Origin of the sequence: Acinetobacter guillouiae CIP 63.46 (assembly GCF_000368145.1) — a bacterium.
Lineage (GTDB): Bacteria > Pseudomonadota > Gammaproteobacteria > Pseudomonadales > Moraxellaceae > Acinetobacter > Acinetobacter guillouiae.
Window position 1 is genome coordinate 415,816 of sequence record NZ_KB849287.1, and the last position, 11,456, is coordinate 427,271.

At 42.2% G+C, this 11,456-nt stretch carries 7 protein-coding genes, 2 tRNA genes and 2 rRNA genes; 4 read left to right on the top strand and 7 right to left on the bottom strand.

Annotation, left to right across the window (positions count from 1 at the left end; translation table 11 throughout):
* Nucleotides 1-23 precede the first annotated feature (23 nt).
* From F981_RS22195 to F981_RS22225, 7 genes are all read right to left on the bottom strand, one after another.
* Nucleotides 24-1,121, bottom strand: coding sequence for a hypothetical protein (locus tag F981_RS22195; RefSeq protein ID WP_004725987.1), 1,098 nt, complete (start codon nt 1,119-1,121; stop codon nt 24-26).
* A gap of 133 nt (nt 1,122-1,254) precedes the next feature.
* Nucleotides 1,255-1,680 (bottom strand): organic hydroperoxide resistance protein, encoded by a 426-nt coding sequence (locus tag F981_RS22200; protein WP_004725989.1) that lies wholly within the window; start codon nt 1,678-1,680, stop codon nt 1,255-1,257.
* Nucleotides 1,681-1,769: 89 nt separating this feature from the next.
* Complete coding sequence (locus F981_RS22205; protein ID WP_004725993.1) at nt 1,770-2,207, bottom strand: MarR family winged helix-turn-helix transcriptional regulator; 438 nt, start codon at nt 2,205-2,207, stop codon at nt 1,770-1,772.
* An 87-nt stretch (nt 2,208-2,294) separates the two neighbouring features.
* The gene (locus F981_RS22210; protein WP_004725995.1) at nt 2,295-3,119 is read right to left on the bottom strand and encodes a carbon-nitrogen hydrolase family protein; all 825 of its coding nucleotides are present in this window, start codon (nt 3,117-3,119) and stop codon (nt 2,295-2,297) included.
* A gap of 32 nt (nt 3,120-3,151) precedes the next feature.
* Nucleotides 3,152-3,676, bottom strand: a complete 525-nt coding sequence (gigB, locus tag F981_RS22215; RefSeq protein WP_016539397.1) for an anti-anti-sigma factor GigB — start codon at nt 3,674-3,676, stop codon at nt 3,152-3,154.
* Nucleotides 3,677-3,789: 113 nt separating this feature from the next.
* On the bottom strand, nt 3,790-4,758 hold the full coding sequence (gigA, locus tag F981_RS22220) for an RsbU family protein phosphatase GigA (RefSeq protein WP_004725998.1): 969 nt from the start codon (nt 4,756-4,758) through the stop codon (nt 3,790-3,792).
* A gap of 123 nt (nt 4,759-4,881) precedes the next feature.
* Complete coding sequence (locus F981_RS22225) at nt 4,882-5,835, bottom strand: MlaA family lipoprotein (protein ID WP_004726001.1); 954 nt, start codon at nt 5,833-5,835, stop codon at nt 4,882-4,884.
* Nucleotides 5,836-6,411: 576 nt separating this feature from the next.
* On the opposite strand from F981_RS22225, the gene F981_RS22230 reads away from it, so the two are divergent.
* From F981_RS22230 to F981_RS22245, 4 genes are all read left to right on the top strand, one after another.
* Nucleotides 6,412-7,950, top strand: a 16S ribosomal RNA gene (locus tag F981_RS22230).
* A gap of 59 nt (nt 7,951-8,009) precedes the next feature.
* Nucleotides 8,010-8,086 (top strand) — tRNA-Ile (locus tag F981_RS22235).
* A 44-nt stretch (nt 8,087-8,130) separates the two neighbouring features.
* Nucleotides 8,131-8,206 (top strand) — tRNA-Ala (locus F981_RS22240).
* Nucleotides 8,207-8,543: 337 nt separating this feature from the next.
* Nucleotides 8,544-11,434: ribosomal RNA gene (locus tag F981_RS22245) — 23S ribosomal RNA — on the top strand.
* Together the 16S and 23S rRNA genes with 2 tRNA genes alongside form the textbook arrangement of a ribosomal RNA operon.
* Nucleotides 11,435-11,456: the final 22 nt, after the last annotated feature.

An 11,456-nucleotide genomic window follows, 5' to 3' on the forward strand; every position in this document is an offset into this window, starting at 1 on the left:
TCACTTTTGATATATGGAATAGTTTATTTGTCTAAAATATCTTTTATTTCTTTGGTCAATCTTTCATGAAAATCTTCCAATGTCATTTTTTTAAAAAAACGATGCCTTTGAATATATGGCAGAGCTTCATCAACTAATTGATCATATAAAGGATCATTCATATATTTCGCAAACACCAAACGAGAAATAACCCCTAAACCCGTAATATATTGCTTTTCATCACCATGATTTACCCACTGATTTAAAGTATTTAAATCTTTATGCTTTTCTGCATCATAAATTAAGAAATCATAAACCTGTTGAAGGACAAATTGTAATTGACTAGGATCATCAAAATGACTGGCTTCACCTTCAATACCATGAATATTTGGTAAATATTGTAAAGTGTAATCATTTATATAATGGTCTCTTTTTAAATGAAAATTAACACCTGTTTTTAATTGAATATAATCTATAAGTGCTACTTTCGTATATGCAAGCCTATTTCCGTTTGTTGGAGTTAAAATAGCAATATCCTGATATAACTCAGACGATATATCTCTATAAAAACCTATTACTAATTCGTTAAAAACATTACTTTTCTTTATTTTTATAAAATGCAATGCATCTTGATTTGCTTTCAACCATTCTTCCGAAAATACAATTAGTTTATCATTACTGGCTGGAACAGCTTTAAATTGCAATAACTGTTCTTTTGTTACGGCTTGTACTGCCCCCAACATTTCCTCAATACTTTCTTGATCAGGAAAAATAACATCCTGACTAAAAAACACATAATGTTTTGCATCAAAAGCAACGAGCTTATGTTTACGTAATGTTTCGACTAATATTTTATAAAGATATTTACTCTTTTCTTGTAAATGTTCAATCACAAAAACATTTGATGAAAAATTAAAGAAACCTTGTACTTTAGTAAAAAATTGGATTATTTCTTCATCAAAATTCTCAGCAAGTACAGGGCTTGTGACAATTTGTTCAACATCTAACAACCAGCTTTTTAAGTTTTCAGTGAAACCTAAACCTTGAGGATTGGTTGCAAAAAATTCAGCTTGTTCTAATGTGGAAATTGTTTTTTGCGGATGATGTTGAGTTGCATCCCATATATAAAATAATGCTGCCATTCTTATAAGCTCGGTTGTAATTATTTGACTAATATAGTGTATCTTTTTTACTCTAAAAAATATTTTTTATAAATTTATTCGAGATTTAAGCATCTACCTCAAAACATACTTGATTTGAGGTAGAAACAATAAATTAAACAATCACATTTAACGTAACATCAATATTGCCACGAGTCGCATTTGAATATGGGCAAACGATATGTGCAGCATCTACTAATTTCTGTGCTTCTTCTTGCTCTAAACCTTCTAAATGAATATTTAAAGTCACTTGAATACCAAAACCAGTGGCGATTGGACCAATACCAACATCACCTTCGATAAAAACATCAGGGGTAATTTTTAAATGATCACGATTAGCAACAAACTTCATCGCACCAAGGAAGCAAGCAGAATAACCTGCTGCAAAAAGTTGTTCTGGATTGGTACCACCACCAGCACCACCCATTTCTTTAGGCACTGCTAATTTAACATCTAAAATTCCGTCTGATGATGTTGCACGACCATCACGACCGCCAGTTGCTTTTGCATGTGCTGTATAAACTACTTTTTCTAAAGACATCGGAAATCATCCATTTTTGATTGCGTTCAATTATATCGTATACGATATAAATATTTAAACAAGTAGCGTTTGTGTAAAATTTGATAACTTTATTTTGAAATGTTTTCTCGTAAGTTTGAAAGAAGATCTTTCAATTGAGTAATGCTGTCTAAATCACAGGCACTGGCTTGAGCAACTTGTAACGGAATATCCACGGCTTTTAATTTTAGTGCATGACCCTCGGCAGTAAGGCTGATAATCACTTGGCGCTCATCTTTCGTAGAACGTTCGCGGTTAACAATACCATTACTTTGTAATTTTTTGAGTAAGGGGGTCAGGGTAGATGACTCTAAAAAGAGTTTTTCACCTATTTCAGACACAGTTAGGCCATCTTTTTCCCAAAGGACTAACATAACTAAATACTGTGGATAGGTCAGTCCTAGTGGTGTGAGTAATTTACGATAAAGTTGATTTAATGCTAAGTTTGTAGAGTAAACAAGAAAGCAGAGTTGATGATCAAGATTTAAATTTGAATAGTCTTGTTGCATGCTTGTCTCGTGAAGATATTACGCCTCACAAGTATAACGTTGTTTTGTCTCGTTCAGGAAATAAAAGTCATTAATGGCAATACAGGCTTAGAATGACATCAATTTGCGATGTTGCATTAAAGGCATTGATTCACGAATTGAGCGCTGCTCATTTAAATCAAAAGGAACCGTCATCAATTGCGCGCCTTCTGCATCTGTAATCGCTAAAATCTGCCCACGACTATTGGTTGCGCCAGCATGTCCCCAGGTTTGACGTTTTTCACCATGCCAACCTTGTTGTGCTGCACCTAAAACATGACATTGGCTGTCCATCGCACGTGCTTGAAGTAATAACTGCCAATGCATTTGACCTGTGGTATAGGTAAATGCAGCTGGTGCAGTCAAAATATTTGCACCTTGCGCTCTCAAGGTGAGTGCAAGTTCTGGAAAGCGTAAGTCGTAGCAAACCATCAAACCGATTTGTCCAAAAGGTGTTTTTGCGACAACAACATCACTGCCTGGTTCAAAAAACTGAGATTCTTGATACCCACCAACAGCATCACCCACTTGTACATCAAACAAGTGGATTTTGTCATAACGTGCTTCAGTACCTTCTGGACTGATACATAGGCTGACAGTACGAACTCGACCGTCAGCAATAATTGAACCATCTGGACGGAAAGGGCAAGGTAAAGTCCCTGCAACAATCCATATTTGATAATGGTGTGCTAAGTTTTCTAAACGCTTTTGAATTTCTTCAAAACGTGCAGCAGTTTCCCGTTGTTTACCTGCGGCAAAGCAGACAAAATTTTCAGGAAACACAATCAAAGATGCGCCATCAGCTTTACTTTGTTGTATCAACGACTCAATCACACTGAAGTTTGCTTCAATGTCATTTTGAGAGTTCATTTGAACAACGGAAAGTAAAGTCATGGGCTATCCCTGATAAAGCAATTTTGAAATTATTAAGCGTTTTGCTGGTTTGAAGATACACATTCCATTGTATCTTGCTGCTTTTCAAGTTGTTTAACTAATGGCTCGAACATATTTTGGTTGTTTTCATTGAGCTTCATTAATGTTTTGTGTGCATCGAGAACGGTACACAGCATTGTGCTGTGATTAACGTTATCGTCAATCAAAGCATTGGTGCACACTTGAGGGTCACCACAGTAATTTAAAATGACAAAAACCTGCCCTAAGCCCATGCTATTGGCTAGAGTGGTAATATCTGGATTTGTGGACAGCATCACCGCTTGGATGTGGTGTACTTGTTTCAACTTTAAGCCAAGCTTGGCAAGTATTCCAAGAACTGTACTATCAATAAATGTGGTTTGGGTTAAATCAACAATTGCGCCAATGACGTTTTTCTGTTGTTCAATCCTTGCCAAAAGTTTGTCTAAACTAATACAAGATTGGGCTCGCACTTCACCAATAAGTTTGAAAATATGCGTTCCATTCAAGCTTGCATATTCAACATGACCTGTTGACATATAAATGCCATTTGCAGAGAAGGATAGGAAAATTATCACATAGCGCAAGTCTATACTCAAGCGTTTGCGTATAGGTTATTAGTCTAATTTATTATATGTATTTGATTATGTTGTTAATTCATTCTGCGGAGACTGAGGATTGCAATGTCATCTGCTACATGTTCTGGTGCACGGAATGATTGATTTTGCAAATGATAGACCAATTGTGAGAACTGTTCATTCAAACCACCTGAGAATGGTTCAAGGGCACCATCAGAACAAATAATGAACCGCGCATGCTTGGTTAAGGTACATTGGAATTCTTCAACCTCTAAATCTTCTGTGAGTCCTAAAGGAAAACTGCTGGTATTTAAGACACGAGGGGCTTGGTTGGGCTCAAAAATGATGGGGGGAGGGTAATGCCCCGCACTTGACCATTTTAAAGCATGTGTTTCTAGATTTAGAATTCCAGCTAACATCGTGATATGTTTTTCAATATTTTCTTGAACCAGCATACCATTGAGTTTTTTAATCAACTCCCTTGGTGTTTTCGAGCGACCATGAAAGGCAGCCATCCAAGATGTCAGTAACGAGCTGGTTACACCATGTCCCGACACATCAGCCAAATAGAACATGATCTCTTTATCACTGATTTTCCAGTAGTCATACCAATCACCAGACAAATATGCTGAAGGCTGGAAAAGCGTCTCAACTTTATAGTTTTGTAGTTCAATTGGATTTGGAAGAAGTTTCTTTTGTAGTTCTGCGGCAGAAGGTAAATCACGGCTATCTTGATTACGTTTATATTGCGCATCAATTTTTAATAAAGAATCTTCAAGATTGGCTGGAAGCTTGGTCCAGATCCAACCAGCAAGAGCGCCAAGTTCCCATGCTTGAGAAAGTTCACTTCCTTCATTTTCTTGTGCAATGACAATGGTAGGCAAAGCCCATTGGTATTGTAAAAAATCGTGGACGTCTGCAATTGCAATAATTGTTGGATCATAACGATGAATGTCTTCAATGGTAATCATCTGCAAGCTAGGAAGCGTATCTAATACTTGTTCTAAGCTTGAAATTTGGCGACTGGGTTGAATGAAATACATAGAAGAAATGAATGATCCTTAATCGGTATAAAAGCATTATCCAGTAGATTTACTATAGATGACACCACAATGCTAGTAAAACCATATGAATTACTAGCAAATAAGTTTAACAAAATATTGTGGTTATTTGTCTGCGTTTGTATCAGCAGGACTATTGCTATCATCCTCGTCATCATCTACAAACGCGACAGCTTCCTGTCCACGGCCTTTTTTCTCAGCGATTTGGAATGCTAAACGTTGTAAATAGATATCGCGAATTGCTGAGTAACGATCACCTTGCAATACACTTTCAACATCTAGAAGTTTAGAACGAGTATTAATCCCACCTAAAGTACGATTACCCCAGATTAAACCTGTTTGATGGTTATTATCCATTGGGTAAGTAAGCGGATTGGCATAACCTTCAGCAACATAATCAGCTGAGTGACGAAGGGTACTTGGTCCTAAAATAGGTAGCATCACATAAGGACCACTTGGAATACCGTAGTAACCTAATGTTGTACCCAAGCTTTCTTCTTCAGTTGCTAAACCTAAGCGAGTTGCAGGGTCGGCTAAACCTAGAGAGGTGACTGTGTTAATAGTAAAACGACCTAAAGACTTTGCTGCACGACTAAAGCGCCCTTGAGCAAGTTGGTTGACCGCATTCCATGGTTCACTTAAGTTTTTACGAAATAAACTATATGAGGAACGTACATCACCTGGCACTTTCTCTTTGTACTGAACTGCGATAGGTCGAGCCACATTACGGTCGATCATGTCATTAAACGCATAAATTTCACGGTTCAATGGTTGAAGTGGATCTTTTACAGCATCTGGTTGAGCTGCATTGGCATTCACTTTTAAGTCATTTTTTGTGATATTTTTAAGCTCTTTAAGCGCTTCGATTCTTGGATGTTTTGACGTTGCTTCGTTTTCTAGTGTCGAAGAATTTTCTTGAGACGACTTATCATCTGAAACAGAGTCTGTAGAAACCGCATTGTCAGAATTCTCTTGAGTAGATAATTCGTCTTGAGCAAATACATGGCTAGTCAGACCAATGCTAAGTAAACAAGCCCAGAGTACATGATAAGGACGCATAGAATTCCTTGAAATATTCTTAAAGTAAAAGTAGTCAATAACGATATAGCTCTATTAAAGACTTCATAATCGTATTCTAACAGCAGTTATTACATATGTATTAAAGCAAATTTGATTAAAAAGTGTGAATAAATATGATAAACGAACAATATTTGTTCGAACAATTAAAATAATTAAAAAAAGGGGTTGTGTTGGATTGGGAATGCTGTAGAATGCACATCCATCGGCGGTGATGTTAAATAAAACTTCTGATAAATCAGGCACTTGATTAAGTTGTTAAGATTTCGAATTGAGATTTTAAGATGAGGTTAGGGTTGGGTTTGTTAGAAAAAATAATTAACATTATTGATTGACTTTTTAGAGATAGAGAGTAGTATAGCCGACCTAGCTTGATGCTGACGAAGCATTGAGAAGATCATTAAGAGAATATGAAGAACAACTTGTGTGGATTTTTACTGATTGATTGATCGAAATATTATCATTGATTGATTGGTTTAAATTACTCGAAGTTTATTTGAGAGAATTTGTCAGTACATTGATGAGCCAGAATTGTGACCTTAAGTCACTAATGATTTTTAACTGAAGAGTTTGATCATGGCTCAGATTGAACGCTGGCGGCAGGCTTAACACATGCAAGTCGAGCGGGGGAAGTTGCTTCGGTAACTGACCTAGCGGCGGACGGGTGAGTAATACTTAGGAATCTGCCTATTAATGGGGGACAACATCTCGAAAGGGATGCTAATACCGCATACGCCCTACGGGGGAAAGCAGGGGATCACTTGTGACCTTGCGTTAATAGATGAGCCTAAGTCGGATTAGCTAGTTGGTGGGGTAAAGGCCTACCAAGGCGACGATCTGTAGCGGGTCTGAGAGGATGATCCGCCACACTGGGACTGAGACACGGCCCAGACTCCTACGGGAGGCAGCAGTGGGGAATATTGGACAATGGGGGGAACCCTGATCCAGCCATGCCGCGTGTGTGAAGAAGGCCTTATGGTTGTAAAGCACTTTAAGCGAGGAGGAGGCTCTCTTGGTTAATACCCAAGATGAGTGGACGTTACTCGCAGAATAAGCACCGGCTAACTCTGTGCCAGCAGCCGCGGTAATACAGAGGGTGCGAGCGTTAATCGGATTTACTGGGCGTAAAGCGTGCGTAGGCGGCTTTTTAAGTCGGATGTGAAATCCCCGAGCTTAACTTGGGAATTGCATTCGATACTGGGAAGCTAGAGTATGGGAGAGGATGGTAGAATTCCAGGTGTAGCGGTGAAATGCGTAGAGATCTGGAGGAATACCGATGGCGAAGGCAGCCATCTGGCCTAATACTGACGCTGAGGTACGAAAGCATGGGGAGCAAACAGGATTAGATACCCTGGTAGTCCATGCCGTAAACGATGTCTACTAGCCGTTGGGGCCTTTGAGGCTTTAGTGGCGCAGCTAACGCGATAAGTAGACCGCCTGGGGAGTACGGTCGCAAGACTAAAACTCAAATGAATTGACGGGGGCCCGCACAAGCGGTGGAGCATGTGGTTTAATTCGATGCAACGCGAAGAACCTTACCTGGTCTTGACATAGTAAGAACTTTCCAGAGATGGATTGGTGCCTTCGGGAACTTACATACAGGTGCTGCATGGCTGTCGTCAGCTCGTGTCGTGAGATGTTGGGTTAAGTCCCGCAACGAGCGCAACCCTTTTCCTTATTTGCCAGCACTTCGGGTGGGAACTTTAAGGATACTGCCAGTGACAAACTGGAGGAAGGCGGGGACGACGTCAAGTCATCATGGCCCTTACGACCAGGGCTACACACGTGCTACAATGGTCGGTACAAAGGGTTGCTACCTAGCGATAGGATGCTAATCTCAAAAAGCCGATCGTAGTCCGGATTGGAGTCTGCAACTCGACTCCATGAAGTCGGAATCGCTAGTAATCGCGGATCAGAATGCCGCGGTGAATACGTTCCCGGGCCTTGTACACACCGCCCGTCACACCATGGGAGTTTGTTGCACCAGAAGTAGGTAGTCTAACCGTAAGGAGGACGCTTACCACGGTGTGGCCGATGACTGGGGTGAAGTCGTAACAAGGTAGCCGTAGGGGAACCTGCGGCTGGATCACCTCCTTAACGAAAGATTGACGATTGGTAAGAATCCACAACAAGTTGTTCTTCATTGATGTATCTGAGGGTCTGTAGCTCAGTTGGTTAGAGCACACGCTTGATAAGCGTGGGGTCACAAGTTCAAGTCTTGTCAGACCCACCAAGTCTACTGAACACAGAAGAGCAGATATATTAAGATCTTAAGCTGGGGACTTAGCTTAGTTGGTAGAGCGCCTGCTTTGCACGCAGGAGGTCAACGGTTCGACTCCGTTAGTCTCCACCACTAATTAAAGACTAAGTGATTACAGAACTTAGTAAGCAGATAGCTTATTAAGTTCTGTGATTTATCACAGTTAACTACTCGCTGACGAGGCGGTAGTGAATCATTAACAGAATATATTTGAGTTGAAATAATTGTTTAAACTCGTTTTAGTTGATATTAGCAAGTAATTGTTAATGTTGAATGAAATGAGCACTAGCGATAAAACTGAATCAAGCGTTTTGGTATATGAATTAAATTGAAGCTGTATAGTGATTAAGTTCACAGGCAACAAATAGAAGTGGTTAAGTCCACATTGTTGATCCTCCTTGTAGGGATTAACGACTGTTTGGGGTTGTATAGTCAAGTAATTAAGTGCATGTGGTGGATGCCTTGGCAGTCAGAGGCGATGAAAGACGTAATAGCCTGCGATAAGCTTCGGGGAGGCGGCAAATATCCTGTGATCCGGAGATTTCTGAATGGGGAAACCCACTTACCATAAGGTAGGTATCGCATGATGAATACATAGTCATGCGAGGCGAACGAGGGGAAGTGAAACATCTCAGTACCCTTAGGAAAAGAAATCAATTGAGATTCCCTCAGTAGCGGCGAGCGAACGGGGATCAGCCCATTAAGTTATATGTGTTTTAGCGGAAAGCTCTGGGAAGTGCTACCGTAGAGGGTGATAGTCCCGTACACGAAAGGGCACATATAATGATGACGAGTAGGGCGAGGCACGTGAAACCTTGTCTGAATATGGGGGGACCATCCTCCAAGGCTAAATACTCCTGACTGACCGATAGTGAACCAGTACCGTGAGGGAAAGGCGAAAAGAACCCCTGTGAGGGGAGTGAAATAGATCCTGAAACCGCATGCATACAAGCAGTGGGAGCCAACTTGTTTGGTGACTGCGTACCTTTTGTATAATGGGTCAGCGACTTATATTCAGTAGCAAGGTTAACCGTATAGGGGAGCCGTAGAGAAATCGAGTCTTAATAGGGCGTTTAGTTGCTGGGTATAGACCCGAAACCAGGCGATCTATCCATGAGCAGGTTGAAGGTTGGGTAACACTAACTGGAGGACCGAACCCACTGTCGTTGAAAAGCCAGGGGATGACTTGTGGATAGGGGTGAAAGGCTAATCAAACTCGGTGATAGCTGGTTCTCCCCGAAAGCTATTTAGGTAGCGCCTCGGACGAATACCATAGGGGGTAGAGCACTGTTTCGGCTAGGGGGTCATCCCGACTTACCAAACCGATGCAAACTCCGAATACCTATGAGTACTATCCGGGAGACAGACTGCGGGTGCTAACGTCCGTAGTCAAGAGGAAAACAATCCAGACCGCCAGCTAAGGCCCCCAAATTATAGTTAAGTGGGAAACGATGTGGGAAGGCATAGACAGCTAGGAGGTTGGCTTAGAAGCAGCCACCCTTTAAAGAAAGCGTAATAGCTCACTAGTCGAGTCGGCCTGCGCGGAAGATGTAACGGGGCTAAAACTATATGCCGAAGCTGCGGATGTATACTATGTATACGTGGTAGGGGAGCGTTCTGTAAGCCGATGAAGGTGTATTGAGAAGTATGCTGGAGGTATCAGAAGTGCGAATGCTGACGTGAGTAACGACAAAACGAGTGAAAAACTCGCACGCTGAAAGACCAAGGGTTCCAGTCCAACGTTAATCGGGGCTGGGTGAGTCGACCCCTAAGGCGAGGCCGAGAGGCGTAGTCGATGGGAAATTGGTTAATATTCCAATACTTCTGTGTAATGCGATGAGAGGACGGAGAAAGTTAAGTCAGCCTGGCGTTGGTTGTCCAGGTGAAAGGCAGTAGGCATGCATCTTAGGCAAATCCGGGGTGCTCTATGCTGAGAGCTGATAGCAAGCTAGTTTACTAGCGAAGTGGCTGATACTATGCTTCCAGGAAAAGTCTCTAAGCTTCAGTTACACAGGAATCGTACCCTAAACCGACACAGGTGGTCAGGTCGAGTAGACCAAAGCGCTTGAGAGAACTCTGCTGAAGGAACTAGGCAAAATGGTACCGTAACTTCGGGAGAAGGTACGCTGCTGACGGTGATAGGACTTGCTCCTTGAGCTATTGGCAGCCACAGAAACCAGGCCCCTGCAACTGTTTATTAAAAACATAGCACTCTGCAAACACGAAAGTGGACGTATAGGGTGTGATGCCTGCCCGGTGCTGGAAGGTTAATTGATGGGGTTAGCGTAAGCGAAGCTCTTGATCGAAGCCCCAGTAAACGGCGGCCGTAACTATAACGGTCCTAAGGTAGCGAAATTCCTTGTCGGGTAAGTTCCGACCTGCACGAATGGCATAATGATGGGGGCGCTGTCTCCAGCAGAGACTCAGTGAAATCGAAATCGCCGTGAAGATGCGGTGTACCCGCGGCTAGACGGAAAGACCCCGTGAACCTTTACTGCAGCTTGACATTGAACTTTGATCTTACTTGTGTAGGATAGGTGGGAGGCTTTGAAGTAGTGACGCCAGTTGCTATGGAGCCATCCTTGAAATACCACCCTGGTAATATTGAGGTTCTAACTCTGTCCCGTTATCCGGGACGAGGACCATGTCTGGTGGGTAGTTTGACTGGGGCGGTCTCCTCCTAAAGAGTAACGGAGGAGTACGAAGGTGCGCTCAGCGTGGTCGGAAATCACGCGTAGAGTATAAAGGCAAAAGCGCGCTTAACTGCGAGACCCACAAGTCGAGCAGGTACGAAAGTAGGTCTTAGTGATCCGGTGGTTCTGTATGGAAGGGCCATCGCTCAACGGATAAAAGGTACTCTGGGGATAACAGGCTGATACCGCCCAAGAGTTCATATCGACGGCGGTGTTTGGCACCTCGATGTCGGCTCATCTCATCCTGGGGCTGAAGCAGGTCCCAAGGGTATGGCTGTTCGCCATTTAAAGAGGTACGCGAGCTGGGTTTAGAACGTCGTGAGACAGTTCGGTCCCTATCTACCGTGGGCGTTGGAAATTTGAGAGGATCTGCTCCTAGTACGAGAGGACCAGAGTGGACGAACCTCTGGTGTACCGGTTGTGACGCCAGTCGCATCGCCGGGTAGCTATGTTCGGAAGGGATAACCGCTGAAAGCATCTAAGCGGGAAGCCTACCTCAAGATAAGATTTCCCTAGGACTTTATGTCCTCTAAAGAGCCGTTGAAGACTACGACGTTGATAGGTTGGATGTGGAAGTGCGGTGACGCATGAAGCTGACCAATACTAATTGCTCGTGAGGCTTGACTATACAACACCCAAGCAGTTGTATA